Origin of the sequence: Streptomyces sp. NPDC048277 (genome assembly GCF_040652235.1) — a bacterium.
Lineage (GTDB): Bacteria > Actinomycetota > Actinomycetes > Streptomycetales > Streptomycetaceae > Streptomyces.
Window position 1 is genome coordinate 316,969 of record NZ_JBEZLQ010000012.1, and the last position, 15,715, is coordinate 332,683.

Below are 15,715 nucleotides of genomic sequence, written 5' to 3' on the forward strand. Positions count from 1 at the left end.
CGGCCATGTGCTCCGTCGCATCGGTCCGCGCAAGGCTCCGAGCCCTCCGCGCCGGCCCCCGCCACCCACACGTGCACCGGGCGAAACAGAACCGCCCCTGCTCAACCGTGTTCGCGTTGTGTTCCGCCCCCTGCAGGGCCCGCCCGGAACCGTCATCCTGCGCCACCCCGACAACGTTACCCACCCCCGGTAAAGCGCTGGTATGCGTGACGGCCCCACCCACCCCTCGTTAACCGGAACGACAGGGGGCGGGCCCGTGACGGACGTACCGGCTGGGGGTAGGCAGGCGATGGATCGGCGGCAGCAGAGGCGCACCGGAAAGACGGCCGTCACCGTGGGACTCGTGGTCGGCCTCGGCGCCTGCGCCACCGGCTGCGGCGGCGCCACGGCCGAAGGCGCGAGCGGCGCGCCCGAGAACCCGGTCACCTTCCTGACCCGCGCGGCGGACACCCTGCGCGGCACCGGTACGTCCAAGGCGACCACGTCGATGGAGATGGCGACCGGCGGCACCCGGGTCACCATCCGCGGCAAGGGCGTCTACGACTACGACAAGCAGCTCGGCCGGCTCACGGTCGTGCTCCCGCAGGACCCCGCCGGCGCCTCCGAACACCGTCCGATCACCGAACTCCTCGCTCCGGGCGCGCTGTTCATGAAGAACCGGGGCGCCGGGGTGCCCGCCGACAAATGGGTCCGGGTGGAGACCGCGAGCCTCTCCGACGGCAACCTGGTCACCGGCGGCGCGACCGACCCGTTCGCCGCGGCCGAGCTGCTGCGCGGCACCCGCACCGCGACGTACCTGGGGAAGACCGAGCTCGCCGGTACCGAGGTACGGCACTACCGGGGCACCGCCGACCTGGCCACCGCGGCCCGGGCGGCCTCCGCCGGCAACAGGGCCTCGCTGGCCGCCGCGGCGAAAGGGTTCGCCACGGCCGAGGTTCCGTTCGACGCGTACCTCGACGACCAGGGCCGTATCCGCAAACTGCGCGAGCGGTTCAGCTTCGTCAACGACAGCAGCAAGGACACCGTGGCGGTCGCCTCGACGACGCTGCTGTACGACTTCGGGACCCCCGTGGACGTAAAGTTGCCGCGTCCCCAGGACATCTACGCGGGCCGGATCGCCGAAAACCAGCCAGCGCACTAGTCCGGGATCGGCTCTGTACAACCTGTGAACTAGCCCGTCCGTGCCATGCGCGTTGTGTAGACCGCTGCCTACTCTAGGAAGTCGGTGACGGCAGAGAAGAGGTGATGCACGTGGCTCCGGTCGGCGGTACGGCAGTTCAGGACCACGTGGCCCTCGCCGAGATCGAGCTGTGCGGTGAACTGATCATCGCGGCGTCGGCCGCCGAGGACCGGCTCAGCCTGGAGAGCATCGACGAGGTGCTGAGGGTGGCCGAGGAGCGCGAGGGCCTCTGAGACCGGTGCCCCCGGTCAGGTCCGCAGCAGACGGGCGATGGCCGCGGTGGCCTCTTCCACCTTCACGTCGATCTCGTCGCCGCCCTTGACGGCCGCGTCGGCGACGCAGTGCCGCAGGTGCTCCTCCAGCAACTGCAGGGCGAAGGACTGCAGGGCCTTGGTGGAGGCGGAGACCTGGGTGAGTATGTCGATGCAGTAGGTGTCCTCGTCCACCATGCGCTGCAGACCCCGGATCTGCCCCTCGATCCGGCGCAGCCGCTTGAGGTGCTCGTCCTTCTGCTTGTGGTAGCCGTGCGTGGTCGCCGCGGTCCCTCTGCCGGAGGGCGTCGTGGCACCGGCCTCGGTGGTCGTCATCGCGTCCTCCGCATCGTCGATACATATACCCCTAGTGGGTATATGGTAACGAACTTTGCTGGGTATAGGGCCCTCGGGGCGCCCCCCTGCTGATCAACTTGCCCGATGGGCGAAACTGGAGGGCGGCCCATTAGCCGTGGCCGGATGATGCGCTTAGCATCACCCTGACCGAAACCCATGCATACCGAGGACCCCAAGTGCGCTTTCGTCTGACCCCCAGGGAGACGAGCTTCTACGACATGTTCGCCGCGTCCGCGGACAACATCGTCACGGGCTCGAAACTCCTGATGGAACTGCTCGGGGCGGACGCGTCTGCCCGGGCCGAGATCGCAGAGCGTATGCGGGCAGCGGAACACGCAGGTGACGACGCCACGCACGCGATCTTCCACCAGCTGAACTCCTCGTTCATCACGCCCTTCGACCGCGAGGACATCTACTCCCTCGCGTCCTCCCTCGACGACATCATGGACTTCATGGAGGAGGCCGTCGACCTGGTCGTCCTCTACAACGTCGAGGAACTGCCGAAGGGTGTCGAGCAGCAGATCGAGGTGCTGGCGCGGGCCGCGGACCTGACGGCGGAGGCGATGCCCAACCTGCGCACGATGGACAACCTCACCGAGTACTGGATCGAGGTCAACCGGCTGGAGAACCAGGCCGACCAGATCCACCGCAGGCTTCTCGCCCACCTCTTCAACGGCAAGTACGACGCGATCGAGGTGCTGAAGCTCAAGCAGATCGTGGACGTCCTGGAAGAGGCGGCGGACGCGTTCGAGCACGTGGCGAACACGGTGGAGACCATCGCCGTCAAGGAGTCCTGAGCCGTCGATGGACACCTTCGCGCTCGTCGTGACCATCCTGGTCGCGCTCTTCTTCACGTACACGAACGGTTTCCACGACTCGGCGAACGCGATCGCGACGTCGGTGTCGACACGGGCGCTGACCCCGCGGGCGGCGCTCGCCATGGCCGCGGTGATGAACCTGGCCGGCGCGTTCTTCGGCACCGGGGTCGCCAAGACCGTCAGCGAGGGCCTGATCGAGACACCCCATGGCTCCAAGGGCATGGGCATCCTCTTCGCGGCGCTCGTCGGCGCGATCGTCTGGAACCTCGTCACCTGGTACTTCGGCCTGCCCTCGTCCTCCTCCCACGCGCTGTTCGGCGGCCTGGTGGGTGCGGCGCTGGCCGGCGGCACGGAGGTCCTCTGGAACGGCGTGGTCGACAAGATCATCCTGCCGATGTTCCTGTCGCCGCTGGTCGGCCTGGTCCTCGGCTACCTGGTCATGACGGCCATCATGTGGATCTTCCGCCGCTCCAACCCGCACAAGGCGAAGCGCGGCTTCCGGATAGCTCAGACGGTCTCCGCGGCCGGCATGGCCCTCGGACACGGCCTCCAGGACGCCCAGAAGACGATGGGCGTCGTCGTGATGGCACTGGTGATTTCCGGCCATGAGACGTACGGCGACCCGATCCCGGCCTGGGTCAAGATCGTCTGTGCCGTGATGCTCTCCCTCGGCACCTACGCGGGTGGCTGGCGCATCATGCGCACGCTGGGCCGCAAGATCATCGAACTCGACCCGCCCCAGGGCTTCGCCGCGGAGGCCACCGGCGCGTCGATCATGTTCACCACGGCGTACCTCTTCAAGGCACCGATCTCCACCACCCACGTCATCACCTCGGCGATCATGGGCGTCGGCGCGACGAAGCGCGTGAACGCGGTCCGCTGGGGCGTGGCCAAGAACATCGTCCTGGGCTGGTTCATCACGATGCCGGCGGCGGCACTGGTAGCAGCGGCAGCCTTCGGACTAGTCGACCTGCTGTTCCTCTAGCCCTTCAGCCTGCCGATCTGGGCGTCGACGACCTCGTTCCAAAGGCCGTCCGGTGCCGCGAGGCCACCGCCGGCAGGCCTGTCATCCCTCCGCGAACAGCTCCGCGGCGCGTGCCACGGTCAGGGACCGGTCGAGCCAGGTCCCCAGCACCTCCAGGTCGGCACAGGCCGTGATCCGCTCCCGAACAGCGTCCGGCACATCGACGCCGCGCAACGCGAGGATGCGGAGGATGTCCTTGGCACGCCCCCTGGCCTCGCCTTCCTCACGGCCCGCTTCACGGCCCTCTTCACGGCCCTCTTCGCGGCCCTTGAGGCGGGTCTCCTCGATGAGGGTGCCGCTGCCGGGGAAGCGGCTGGTCCACATGGCCATCAGTTGCCTCCAAAACTCACGGGCCGGGGTGTCCCCCAGGCCGACCTCGGTGTACTCCGCCCAGCCCTCCGCGACTTCGTCGCCGACACCGTCCAGCGCGGTCGACAGCGCCTCCAGTATCGCAGGCAGGCCCGGATCTCCGGCGTGGGCGAGCGCGGAGAGGACGGCGAAGGGGATGTCGTCGGCCGCCTCCTCCGGATCGGTGATCGCGGGCAGCGTGTCCGGGCCCAACACCAGCGGGAAGACCAGCATGCTGGTGTGGACACGGTGACCGACCCGGATGGGCTCCGCCGCCCACGACGCGGTCGCCTTGTCCTTGCACATCACCAACAGGACCGGCGGCAGCCGGTACTTCGCGTACAAATGCGCCAAGTAGTACGTCCAACTGTTGAGCTTGTCCGGGTCCGGCTGCCCCTGCGACTCGACGGCGATCAGGAAACCGCCCTCGTCACCTGTCGCGCGCACCCGGAACACACTGTCCACACGGCGCTCCACCGGCCTGATCTCGGTGAGATCGGTATCCAGTGGCTCAACCCTGGCGGACTCGAGATCCGGGTACGAGACGCCCGCCCGCGGCAGGACCCGGGCGAACAACCCCGGGTCCTCCCGAAAGATCCGATGCAGCGCCTCATGTGGTGAACTGACCATGCGACGGAGAGTAATCGCACGATGACACCCCGACGCCTGAACGAGGATGGTTCATCCGCACGAGTGAGCGTGACAGAAAACAAAAGACGGGCCCGCCCCCGGGAGCCAGGGGCGGGCCCTTTGCATCCTCGCGGTGGCACCGCCATGCAGCACCGCGAGGGGTCCGTGGAGACCTCGGCTCAGCCGAAGCGACCCGAGATGTAGTCCTCGGTCGCCTGGACCGACGGGTTGGAGAAGATCCGCTCCGTGTCGTCGATCTCGATCAGCTTGCCGGGCTGGCCGACGGCCGCCAGGTTGAAGAACGCCGTACGGTCGGAGACACGCGCCGCCTGCTGCATGTTGTGCGTCACGATGACGATCGTGAAGCGCTCCTTCAGCTCACCGATCAGGTCCTCGATGGCGAGGGTCGAGATCGGGTCGAGGGCGGAGCAGGGCTCGTCCATGAGCAGGACCTTCGGCTCGACCGCGATCGCACGGGCGATGCAGAGCCGCTGCTGCTGACCACCGGAGAGACCGGAGCCCGGCTTGTTCAGGCGGTCCTTGACCTCGTTCCAGAGGTTCGCGCCCTTGAGCGACTTCTCGACGATGTCGCCGAGCTGGCTCTTCTTGTAGCTGCCGTTCAGCTTCAGACCCGCGGCCACGTTGTCGAAGATCGACATCGTGGGGAACGGGTTCGGACGCTGGAACACCATGCCGACCTCACGGCGCACCGCCACCGGGTCGATGTTGGCGCCGTACAGGTTCTCGTCGTCGAGGAGCACCTTGCCCTCGACGCGCCCGCCGGGCGTGACCTCGTGCATACGGTTGAGCGTGCGCAGGAACGTCGACTTGCCGCAGCCGGAGGGGCCGATGAACGCCGTGACCGTACGCGGCTCGATGTTCATCGAGATGTCGTCGATGGCCTTGTGGGAGCCGTAGAAGGCGGAGAGCCCACTTACGTCGATTCGCTTGGACATTACTTCTTCACTTCCAGACAGTCGGTCGCTGTGAGGCCGGTCAGCGACCGGTCTTCGGGGCCTTCCAGCGGGCGATGCCGCGGGCCACCAGGTTCAGGATCATCACAAAGGCGATCAGCGTGAGCGACGCCGCCCAGGCGCGGTCGTACGCCGCGTTGGCACCGGCGCTGTTCGCGTACTGCTGGTAGATGAACAGCGGCAGCGACGACTGCGCACCCTCGAAGGGGTTGTTGTTGATGAACGGGTTGCCGAACACCAGCAGCAGCACCGGCGCGGTCTCACCCGCGATACGGGCGATGGCCAGCATGACACCGGTGGTGATACCGCCGATGGAGGTCGGCAGGACCACCTTGAGGATGGTGCGCCACTTGGGCACGCCGAGCGCCAGGGACGCCTCACGCAGCTCGTTCGGGACGAGCTTGAGCATCTCCTCGGTGGAGCGCACGACCACCGGCATCATCAGGATGGCCAGGGCGAGCGATCCGGCGAAGCCGAAGGGCTGCATGTCGAAGATCAGCATGAGGCTGAGGATGAACAGACCCGCGACGATCGACGGGATACCGGTCATGACGTCGACGAAGAAGGTGACGGCCTTGGCGAGGCGGCCACGCCCGTACTCGACGAGGTAGACGGCGGTGAGGATGCCGATCGGCGCACCGATCAGGGTGGCGAGGCCGACCTGCTCCAGGGAGCCGATGATGGCCGCGTAGACGCCACCGCCGGCCTCGGAGTCGGCGACGACACCCATGGAGTGGGTGAGGAAGTAGACGTCCAGGACCTTCACACCGCGCGAGATGGTCACCCAGATCAGGGAGACCAGCGGAACCACGGCGATGACGAAGGCGACCCAGACCAGAGAGGTCGCGATGCGGTCCTTGGCCTGCCGGCTGCCCTCGACCTTGGCGGCGATGGCGTAGGTGCCGAGGACGTAGAGGAGGCCGGCGATCAGACCCCACTGGACCTTGCTGTCCAGGCCGCCGACGAGGCCGATGACCACGCCGAGGACGATGGACCCGCCGATGATGGCGTAGGGGGACCACTTGGGGAGGGTGGCGCCGCGCAGCGTGCTGGCGGGCTTGTCGGCGACTGCTGCGGTGCTCATGCGTTGGCCCCCGAGTACTCCGCGCGGCGCTGGATGATGATCCGGGCCGCGCCGTTGACCAGCAGGGTGATGACGAAGAGGACCAGACCGGAGGCGATGAGCGCGTCACGGCCGTCGGCGGTCGCCTCGCTGAACTTGCTGGCGATGTTCTGGGCGAAGGTGCCGCCGCCCGGGTTGAGCAGGCTGGCGTGGATGTCGAAGTCCGGGGAGAGCACGGTGGCGACGGCCATCGTCTCGCCGAGCGCGCGGCCGAGGCCGAGCATCGAGGCGGAGATCACGCCGGAGCGCCCGAAGGGCAGCACCGCCATGCGGATGACCTCCCAGCGCGTGGCGCCGAGGGCCAGCGCGGCCTCCTCGTGCATCTGCGGGACCTGGCGGAAGACCTCGCGGCTCACGTTGGTGATGACCGGCAGGATCATGATCGAGAGCAGCACGCCGACGGTGAGCATCGAGCGCGGCGCACCGCCGTCCCAGGAGAAGATCCCGGTCCAGCCGAAGTAGTCGTTCAGCCAGCCGAACAGACCGGTCATGTGCGGTACGAGGACCAGGGCGCCCCAGAGGCCGTACACGATGGACGGCACGGCGGCGAGCAGGTCGATCACGTACGCGACCAGACCGCCGAGGCGGCGCGGCGCGTAGTGCGTGATGAACAGCGCGATCGCGACCGCGATCGGGACCGCGATGGCCATGGCGATGATCGAGGAGACGATCGTGCCGAAGGCCAGCACCGCGACACCGAAGACCGGCGGGATGAGGTTGGTGTTCCACTCGAAGGTGGTGAGGAAGTTCCCGTGGTCCTTGCTGATCGCGAGGGAGGCACGGTAGGCGAGGAAGACCGCGATCGCGGCCATGACCACCAGCAGCAGGATGCCGGAACCGCGGGAGAGCCCGAGGAAGATCCGGTCGCCGGCGCGGGTGGCGCCGCGGGCGTTGCGCTTCTGCTGGGCCGCGGACGGCTGCGGGGTGGGGGGAGATGCGTCTGTTGTCTGTGTAGATATGTCCATCGGGTTCTCCGGTCTGCGGAGCCGCCCCGGGAGGCGGCTCGGAGAAGCCGTACGCCTCGGCTGTAGGGGCGTACGGCTCCGGGCGGCGGTGCACCGGACGGTGCGGCCGGGCCCCTTCCGGGACTCGGCCGCACACGCGGATCTTTAGCTGAGGCCCGAGATGGTGGTGCGGACCTTGGCGATGATCTCGTCGGGAACGGGGGCGTAGTCGATCGTGGAGAGCAGCTTCTGGCCGTCCTCGCTGGCGATGTAGTTCAGGAACGCCTTCGTGGCGGGCAGGGTGGCGGCCTTGTTGCCCTTGTCGCAGACGATCTCGTAGGTGACCAGGCTGATCGGGTACGCGCCCTCGGCCTTGGTCTTGTAGTCGAGCTGCAGCGACAGGTCCGAGCCGGTGCCGACGACCTTGGCGGCCGCGATGTCGGCGGTGGCGGACTCGGTGGACGGGGCGACCGGCTTGCTGGCGCCCGTGTCGATGGAGGCGGCCTTGATGCCGTCCGAGACGTAGGAGAGCTCGAAGTAGCCGATGGCGCCGGAGGTCTGCTTGACCTGCTGGGCGACACCCGCGGACTGCGGAGCGGACTGGCCGCCCTTGGCCTGCCAGGCCTTGCCGCCGGAGTACTTCCAGTTGGACGGGGTGGTGGCGATCAGGTACTTGGTGAGGTTGTCCGTCGTACCCGACTCGTCCGAGCGGTGGAACGCCTGGATCTTCAGGTTCGGGAGCTTGGCGGACGGGTTCAGCTTCTTGATCGCCGCGTCGTTCCAGTTGGTGATCTTGCTGTCGAAGATCTTCGCGAGGGTCGGCGCGTCCAGAACCAGGTTGTCGACACCCGGGACGTTGTAACCGATGGCGATGGCGCCGCCGACCATCGGGAGGTCGATGCCCTGGCCGCCGCCGGTGCAGACCGTCTTGGAGGCGGTGACCTCTTCCGGCTTGAGCGCGGAGTCGGAACCGGCGAAGGCGACCTGACCCTGCGTGAAGGCGGTCACACCGGCACCGGAGCCGGAGCCCTTGTAGTTGATCTGGACGCCACAGGCCTGGGAGAAGTTCTTGACCCAGGCGTCGATCGCGTTCTTCTGCGCGGAGGAGCCGTCGGCGAGCAGCTGGCCCTTGGCGTTGTCGCACTTGATGGAGCTGCTGCTGCCGGTCGAGGCGGACGCAGAGCTGCCGCTGCTGCTGCCGGTGTCGTCCGAGCCGCACGCCGTAAGGGTCAGGGCACCGGTGACGGCGACAGCACCGAGAGACAGAACGCGCAGCCGGTTCTTGCGCTGAAGCTTCACTTTCGGGAGTTCCTTCCAGAGGCGCCACCTTCGGCGGCGTGCGAAGTAGTAGCGATGTGGCGAGGGCCCTCCTGACTGGGCATTAGCGACCGCTCACCGCATCCGGTAGGGCCGAAATTAGGCAGATCAGGTGAAGCGGCCGATGGCCATAGGTAAACGGAGGGTGAACCCCTGCCGTCGGCCTGGTTAGGTCACGGAACGCTTACGGTGAGGGCACATGCAGGTTCCAACCGGCGGGTTACGCGAACATTTATTCGCCGTTCGCCATCGCAGCCGTTACGACGTCACAGCGTTCGTTACACCGCATGGGAACCCGTGTGCGATGGACGTCGTCTCGTCCCACGAAAGCCGACGAAAGGCACGGGCAATGGAACGGCGTACCTTCATATCGGGCGGGGCGGCCGCCCTGGCAGCGACCGCACTGACGGGGTGCAGCTCACGCGGTGCAGCCACATCGCGGACGACCGGCGCGCCACTCGCGTCCACATCCTCCCGTACGGCGCTGAAGACCACCAGCGCAGCGGCCGCGGCCAACTGGACCGCCCTGGCCCACGCCCTCGACGGCACCCTGGTCCGCCCCGGCGACAGCACCTGGACGACGGCCCATCAGCTGTACAACACCCGCTTCGACGGCCTGAAACCGTCGGCGGTCGCGTACGTGGCGCACGCGGACGACATCCGCACGACCCTGTCCTACGCCCAGGCCCATGGGCTCAAGGTCGCCATCCGCAACGGCGGCCACTCCTACGCGGGCTACTCCTCCGGCGACGGCCGCCTGATCGTCGACGTCTCCAAGCTCAACCGCATCCGCGTCAGCGGCGGTACGGCCGTCGTCGGCGCCGGCTCCAAGCTGATCGACGTCTACCGCGGCCTGGCGGCGAAGGGCGTGACCATACCGGCGGGCTCCTGCCCCACGGTCGGCGTCTCCGGCCTGGTCCTCGGCGGCGGCCACGGGGTCGCGTCCCGCGCGTACGGCCTGACCTGCGACAGCCTCACCCAGGCGACGCTGATCACGGCGGACGGTACGCAGGTCGTCGCCAACGCGAGCAGCAACAAGGACCTCTTCTGGGCGCTGCGCGGAGCCGGCAACGGAAACTTCGGCGTGGTGACGGAACTTCAGTTCAGGACCCACCCGACCCCGCAGGCCGTGACGGCGTACCTGACCTGGCCGTGGTCGAAGGCGGCGCAGGTCCTCAAGGCGTGGCAGGAGTGGGGCCCGTCCCAGCCGGACGAGATCTGGTCCTCGCTGCACCTCGAGAACTCGGGGAGCAACCCGCGCATCTCGGTGGCCTGCTTCTCGATGGGCACGTACGGCGAGCTGCAGAACGCGGTGGACGCCCTCGCGCACAACGCCGGCGCCAACGCCTCCTCCGTCTCCCTGCGCCGCCACGGCTACGAGGAGGCGATGGAGATCTACGCCGGCTGCTCCTCCTTCTCCACCCAGGCCCAGTGCCACCTGCCCGGCTCGACGCCGGGACGCTCCACGCAGGGCAGGCTGGGCCGCGAGACGTACACGGCCCGCTCGGACTTCTTCGACCGCTCGCTCTCGGCGGCCGGTATCCAGACGGTCCTGCGGCAGATCGGCTCGGTCCGGGGCGGCGCGGGCAGCATCGCCTTCACGGCGCTCGGCGGAGCGGTGAACCGGGTCTCGCCGACGGCGACGGCGTTCGTGCACCGGCGGTCGCGGATGCTGGCGCAGTACATCGTGTCCTGGGGCGCGGGGGCCTCCGGCAGCACGGGCCAGTCCTGGCTGAACGCGGCGCACACCGCGATGAAGCCGTACGCCTCCGGCGGGGCGTACCAGAACTACGCGGACCCGACGCTGACGAACTGGAAGAAGGCGTACTACGGGGACGCGGCGACGCGGCTGACGACGGTGAAGAAGCAGTACGACCCGAACCGCTTCTTCTCTTATCCGCAGGGGTTGTAGAAACGATTCGGCTGCGGGGCGGTGGGGGCTGGTCGCGCAGTTCCCCGCGCCCCTGACGGGGCGCTGCAGTCGCGCCAGTTCCAGCGGCACCCCGCCCTCAGCTCAACCCGCCTACGCCGCCAGGTCCCGTTCCTCCGACTCCAGCGCCGCCCGCGCCCCCGGTACCAGCCCCACCGTCGCCGACCGCCCCCGCACGATCCACCCCGCCCGCGGCGACCGCTCCACCGCCTTCATCACCGGTGTCAGCAGGGCCGCGGCCAGCGGGGAGAGGAGGAGTGCGACGGCCGTGCCCAGCGCGTAGCCGCCGACCACGTCCGTCGGATAGTGCACGCCCATGTAGATCCGGCAGAAGCCCTCCGCGAGCGCCAGCCCGATGCCCGCCAGCCCGAACTTCCGGTTCGCCACGAACAGGCCGACCCCGAGCGCCATGGTGATCGTCGCGTGGTCGCTCACGAAGGAGTAGTCGGTCTTGCCGTGGACCAGGACGTCGAGGCCCTGGTGGGTGAGGAAGGGCCGGGGCCGTTCGACGAAGCCCCGGATGGGAACGTTCACGAGGACGGCGATCGCGGCGGCGAGCGGCGCCCACACCAGCGCGGCGATGGTGGCCGGCGCGTCCTCGTCGCCGCGGCGCCGCACGGACCACCAGCACCACACCACCAGCAGCACCATCGCGACCAGCAGCCCGTACTCACCGACGAACGCCATGCCCCGGTCGAACCAGTGCGGTGCGTCCTTGGCCAGGCCGTTGATGTCGTAGAGCAGATCGACGTCGGGGTTGGATCCGGATTCGGCGAGTACAGCCATCGTGCTGCGGCCCCTTCGTCGTCGTTCCGGGACGCACCTCGTGTGCGTCGCTCGCTGCCACCCCCGTGGTCGGCTACGTCAACAGGAACGCACGACCTCCCTCACTACGTTCCAGGTTCCACCGAATGATCACGCATACGTTATCGAAGAGAGACACAAAGCCCCAGCTCAGGGGGTGGGTTATACGCTCGGTTCACACCGACGTGGGGAGCGCTTTCGCGCCATCCTCGGTGACCCGGGTGGCACCGAAGTAGTCGGCCGAATCGATGGGGTCGAAGCGGATGACCGCCCCGGTGTACGGCGCGTCGATCATGTACCCGCCACCGACGTAGATCCCGACGTGGTGGATGGCGCGGGAGTTGGAGAGGTCGGTGGAGAAGAAGACGAGGTCGCCCGGGAGCAGTTCGTTGCGGGAGGGGTGCGGACCGGCGTTGTACTGGTCGTTGGCGACGCGGGGCAGCGTGATGCCGACGCTCGCGTACGCCGCCTTGGTCAGCCCCGAGCAGTCGAACCGTCCCCCGTCCTGAGCTGTGCCGTTGCCACCCCAGAGATACGGCGTACCGAGCTTGTTCTGGGCGTAGGTGATGGCAGCGGCGGCCTGCTTGGTCGGGGAGAGCCGACTGACCGGCGCGGCGAAGCTGTCCTCGAGGGTGGTGATCGTCTTGACGTAGTTCTGGGTCTCCTTGTACGGCGGGACACCCTTGTACTTGATGACCGCGTACGCCCCCGCGTTGTAGGCGGCGAGCATGTTGTCGGAGATGTTGCCGGGGACGTCCTTGACGTACGAGGCGAGCTCGCAGTCGTAGGAGGCGGCCGACGGAATCGCGTCATTCGGGTCCCAGACGTTCCGTACCCCGTCGCCGTTCCCGTCGATGCCGTGGGTGGCCCAGGTCCCCGGGATGAACTGAGCTATCCCCTGCGCGGCCGCCGCGCTCTGCGCCTTCGGGTTGAACCCGCTCTCCTGGTACAGCTGGGCGGCGAGCAGGGCGGGGTTGATGGCGGAGCACAGGTTGCCCCACTTCTGCACGAGCGTGGAGTAGGCGGCCGGCACGGCACCCTTGGCCAGCGTCTTGCCGGCGCCGTCGACCCCGTTGAGCAGGTTCCCGGCGACCACGTACACCCCGACGACGAGCAGCATGACGAAGCCCATGCCGAGCCCGACCGCCGCGCCGCCGACCACCCATACTTTCCGCACGCCCCAACCCTCCCCCATGTCAGGGCTGTTCAACGCCATTTCGGCCGAGAGTGGCGCTATTTCACAGAAGGACGGCGGACATGACGCCGTTTCACCCTCCCCCGTCAGCGCCCGATGGCGTCCTTGTACAGCTCCGCGGCCTCGCGCCCGAGTACGACGCTGTACGACGTGTCGGGGGTCGCCCCGCCCTGCTCGTGCCCGCCCAGCACCCCCACGACCTCGTTGTCCCCGTTGACCCAGGGGCTGCCGCTGGTGCCGCCGGTGAACTCGGGGCAGTCGATGCGCTGCTGGGTGGCGCTGCGGGCGACGGGCTTGTTGGTGCAGTTGATGGGCACCTCACGGGAGTCCGGGTACCCGGTGACGGTCACCGCGGTGGCCCCGGTGGCCACCCCGCTGACGAACCGGCTGGCCCCGGTCACGCTCTCGACCCGCTTGCCGTCCCGGTCGTCGACGACGGCGAACGCCACGTCGCTGTCCTCGCTCTGCCCATGGGCCCACCCGTCGGGCAGATACCGCTTCCCCACCTTCCACACCCCGTACGGCGCCGCTCCGTCCCGGTACCCGGGCACGAACACCAGTCCGGTGCCGTTGCCGTCGTCACCGTCGATGCAGTGCGCGGCGGTGATGATCAGGTCCCGCCGCGGGCTGTGCACGACGGAGGCGGTGCAGTAGTGGTTGCCGGAGAGGCTGCCGGCCTTGTCCGCGCTGAACAGCGCCCCGACTCTGGCGCTGTCGGCGGTGGCCCCGACCACCGCGGTCACCCCGAACGGCCCCGCCGCCTCGTCGGCGGCCGCGACGGAGGCCGAGGTGGCGGCCAGGACGACCACAGCACAGAGCGCAACGCGGCGCGAGGTGACGTAGATGCGTGAGGTGCGCTTCATCAGCCCCCACTGTGTCCCAAGAAGGTGAGAAACGGTTCCCGACTTCACTGAGTTTTTTCTGTGAACCGCCCTAGCGGCCGACCGGCCTCACCGTAGACCGGAAACCCACCGCCGGCGACACCGCTCCCCATCGGTTCAGAACGTCGTTGTCATCCCCCCGTCCACCGCGATCGTCTGACCCGTGATGAAGGACGCCGCGTCGCTCGCCAGGAAGACGACGATTCCCGCGATCTCCGCCGGCCGGCCCCAGCGGCCCAGTGCCGTCCGGGTCCGCAGCCATCGCCCCCAGTCCGGGTCCTGCGCCAGTTCCGCGTTGACGTCCGTCGCGAACGTGCCCGGGGCCACCGAGTTCACCGTCGTGCCGCTCGGGCCGAGGTCGGCCGCCAGGGCGCGGGTCAGGCCGTCGAGGCCCGCCTTCGCCGTGGCGTAGGCGACGTCCCCGGTGCGGCCCAACTGGCCCACCACCGACGAGACGTTGATGATGCGGCCCGGGGTACCGCGGGCCGCCAGTCCGCGGGCGACCGTCTGGCTCAGCGCGTACGCCGAGGTCAGGTGGACGTCGAGCATCGCGGACAGCTCGTTCGGGGGCATCTCGTCGACACCCCTGCGGTCGCGGTGGCCCACGTTGTTGACAAGGATGTCGATCGCGCCGAGGGCGGTCACCGTCTCCTCGGCGGCCTCGCGGTCCGTGACGTCGAAGGCCTCGCCGAGCACGTCCAGACCGTCGTCCTCGCGCAACCGCGCGGTCACCTCGGCCAGCGCCTCCGCGTCCCGCCCGTTGAGGATCACCCGCGCACCGGCCGTCGCCAGGCCCCGCGCCATCTCCAGGCCCAGCCCCCGCACGGAGCCGGTCACCAGGGCCGTACGCCCGGTGAGGGTGAAGTCCACGGCGCCGGCACTCATGCGGCCACCTCCCGGAAAGCCGTCGTATCCGTCGTGTCGGCTCACCGTATCCGGGTACGGCGGCGGACCCGCCGGGCGTCCAGTAACTGGGCAGTTACTTGGGCGCCCACCTGCGAAGTCGCCTCCCGGGGCACCCGGAAGGTCACACCGCCCCGACCCCGAGCGCCCATGCCACCCCGGTCATCTCCTCCGACAGCGTCCACAGCCGGCGCGCCGCCGCCGGGTCGCTCGCCGCCCCGCTGCGGCCCACCAGCGTCGGCGCGCCCCGCATCTCCCCCAGCCCGTCCGGGCCGACATAGCTCGCGCCCGGCAGGTCCCGGGTCGCCGCGTACAGCGTGGGCAGGGTGCCCGCGCGGTCGTCCTGGGCGAGGAGACGGTTGCCGAGGCGCATGCCCAGGCGCGCCAGCGGGCTCGCGTGGTGGCTCTGGAGGTTGGTCGCCGCGTAGCCGGGGTGGGCCGCCAGGGCGCGGACCGGGGAACCGGCCTCCGTGAGGCGGCGCTGCAGTTCCAGCACGAACAACAGGTTCGCGAGCTTGGACTGGGCGTAGGCGCGGGTGGGGTTGTAGTGGTCGCGCAGGTTGAGGTTCTCGAAGTGGATGACGCCGTCGCCGCCGCGGTGCAGACCGGAGGAGACGGTGACCACGCGGTCCGTGAGGTGCGGCAGCAGCAGGTTCGTGAGTGCGAAGTGGCCCAGGTGGTTGGTGCCGAACTGCATCTCGAAGCCGTCGGCCGTGCGCAGCTCCGGCAGCATCATCACGCCCGCGTTGTTGATCAGGAGGTCCAGCGGGCCCTGCCAGCCCGCCGCGAACTCCCGTACCGAGGACAGGTCCGCCAGGTCCAGGCGGCGCACCTCCGTGCTGCCCGGCACCTTCGCCGCGGCCGCGCGGCCCCGCTCCGGGTCCCGTACCGCGAGCACCACATGGGCACCCGCCCGGGCCAGCGCGTCCGCCGCCGTGAAGCCGAGGCCGCTGTTGGCGCCGGTGATCACGGCCGTACGGCCGGAGAGGTCGGGGAGATCGGAGACGTTCCATTTGCGGGTCTTATCAGCCATGCT

Annotated in this window: 16 protein-coding genes; 5 read left to right on the plus strand and 11 right to left on the minus strand. The window is 68.9% G+C overall.

The features are described from left to right. Positions 1–289: 289 nt before the first annotated feature. Positions 290–1,141 (plus strand): hypothetical protein, encoded by an 852-nt coding sequence (locus tag AB0D85_RS26635; RefSeq protein ID WP_362324950.1) that lies wholly within the window; start codon positions 290–292, stop codon positions 1,139–1,141. 104 nt (positions 1,142–1,245) lie between these two features. Then, positions 1,246–1,413: a hypothetical protein gene (locus AB0D85_RS26640; RefSeq protein WP_362324953.1), complete on the plus strand. Its 168-nt coding sequence runs from the start codon at positions 1,246–1,248 to the stop codon at positions 1,411–1,413. A 15-nt stretch (positions 1,414–1,428) separates the two neighbouring features. Here AB0D85_RS26640 and AB0D85_RS26645 read toward each other — a convergent pair whose 3' ends face one another. Continuing rightward, positions 1,429–1,767 carry a metal-sensitive transcriptional regulator gene (locus AB0D85_RS26645; protein ID WP_362324956.1) on the minus strand — a complete coding sequence of 113 codons (339 nt, stop codon included), beginning with the start codon at positions 1,765–1,767 and terminating at the stop codon, positions 1,429–1,431. Positions 1,768–1,964: 197 nt separating this feature from the next. Here AB0D85_RS26645 and AB0D85_RS26650 point away from each other — a divergent pair, with 197 nt between their 5' ends. Together AB0D85_RS26650 and AB0D85_RS26655 are read left to right on the plus strand one after the other, a co-directional pair. Continuing rightward, positions 1,965–2,585: a DUF47 family protein gene (locus AB0D85_RS26650; protein WP_362324959.1), complete on the plus strand. Its 621-nt coding sequence runs from the start codon at positions 1,965–1,967 to the stop codon at positions 2,583–2,585. Between the two features lie 7 nt (positions 2,586–2,592). Continuing rightward, complete coding sequence (locus AB0D85_RS26655) at positions 2,593–3,591, plus strand: inorganic phosphate transporter (RefSeq protein WP_362324962.1); 999 nt, start codon at positions 2,593–2,595, stop codon at positions 3,589–3,591. Positions 3,592–3,672: 81 nt separating this feature from the next. Here the strand turns inward: AB0D85_RS26655 and AB0D85_RS26660 are convergent, their stop codons facing one another. The 5 genes from AB0D85_RS26660 to pstS form a co-directional block, all read right to left on the minus strand. Beyond that, positions 3,673–4,443 carry a hypothetical protein gene (locus tag AB0D85_RS26660; protein WP_362324965.1) on the minus strand — a complete coding sequence of 257 codons (771 nt, stop codon included), beginning with the start codon at positions 4,441–4,443 and terminating at the stop codon, positions 3,673–3,675. Between the two features lie 344 nt (positions 4,444–4,787). Continuing rightward, a complete protein-coding gene (gene pstB / locus AB0D85_RS26665; protein ID WP_362324968.1) occupies positions 4,788–5,564 on the minus strand; it encodes a phosphate ABC transporter ATP-binding protein PstB in 777 nt (258 codons plus the stop codon). Positions 5,565–5,604: 40 nt separating this feature from the next. After that, on the minus strand, positions 5,605–6,666 hold the full coding sequence (gene pstA / locus AB0D85_RS26670; protein ID WP_362324971.1) for a phosphate ABC transporter permease PstA: 1,062 nt from the start codon (positions 6,664–6,666) through the stop codon (positions 5,605–5,607). Further along, on the minus strand, positions 6,663–7,670 hold the full coding sequence (gene pstC, locus AB0D85_RS26675) for a phosphate ABC transporter permease subunit PstC (protein ID WP_362324974.1): 1,008 nt from the start codon (positions 7,668–7,670) through the stop codon (positions 6,663–6,665). Before pstC ends, pstA begins: the two co-directional genes overlap by 4 nt. A 144-nt stretch (positions 7,671–7,814) precedes the next feature. After that, positions 7,815–8,948, minus strand: coding sequence for a phosphate ABC transporter substrate-binding protein PstS (gene pstS, locus AB0D85_RS26680; RefSeq protein WP_362324977.1), 1,134 nt, complete (start codon positions 8,946–8,948; stop codon positions 7,815–7,817). 367 nt (positions 8,949–9,315) lie between these two features. Between pstS and AB0D85_RS26685 the strand changes: the two genes are divergently transcribed. Next, the gene (locus AB0D85_RS26685; RefSeq protein ID WP_362324980.1) at positions 9,316–10,878 is read left to right on the plus strand and encodes an FAD-binding oxidoreductase; all 1,563 of its coding nucleotides are present in this window, start codon (positions 9,316–9,318) and stop codon (positions 10,876–10,878) included. 111 nt (positions 10,879–10,989) lie between these two features. Here AB0D85_RS26685 and AB0D85_RS26690 read toward each other — a convergent pair whose 3' ends face one another. The 5 genes from AB0D85_RS26690 to AB0D85_RS26710 all read right to left on the minus strand — a co-directional run bounded on the left by AB0D85_RS26690 (position 10,990) and on the right by AB0D85_RS26710 (position 15,712). After that, complete coding sequence (locus AB0D85_RS26690) at positions 10,990–11,682, minus strand: phosphatase PAP2 family protein (protein ID WP_362324983.1); 693 nt, start codon at positions 11,680–11,682, stop codon at positions 10,990–10,992. 193 nt (positions 11,683–11,875) lie between these two features. Next, positions 11,876–12,895: a bifunctional lytic transglycosylase/C40 family peptidase gene (locus AB0D85_RS26695; RefSeq protein WP_362324986.1), complete on the minus strand. Its 1,020-nt coding sequence runs from the start codon at positions 12,893–12,895 to the stop codon at positions 11,876–11,878. A gap of 86 nt (positions 12,896–12,981) precedes the next feature. Next, positions 12,982–13,758 carry a trypsin-like peptidase domain-containing protein gene (locus AB0D85_RS26700; RefSeq protein WP_362324989.1) on the minus strand — a complete coding sequence of 259 codons (777 nt, stop codon included), beginning with the start codon at positions 13,756–13,758 and terminating at the stop codon, positions 12,982–12,984. 135 nt (positions 13,759–13,893) lie between these two features. Beyond that, the gene (locus tag AB0D85_RS26705; RefSeq protein WP_362324992.1) at positions 13,894–14,661 is read right to left on the minus strand and encodes an SDR family oxidoreductase; all 768 of its coding nucleotides are present in this window, start codon (positions 14,659–14,661) and stop codon (positions 13,894–13,896) included. 142 nt (positions 14,662–14,803) lie between these two features. Beyond that, entirely contained in the window at positions 14,804–15,712 is a 909-nt protein-coding gene (locus tag AB0D85_RS26710) for an oxidoreductase (RefSeq protein ID WP_362324995.1), read from the minus strand. Positions 15,713–15,715: the final 3 nt, after the last annotated feature.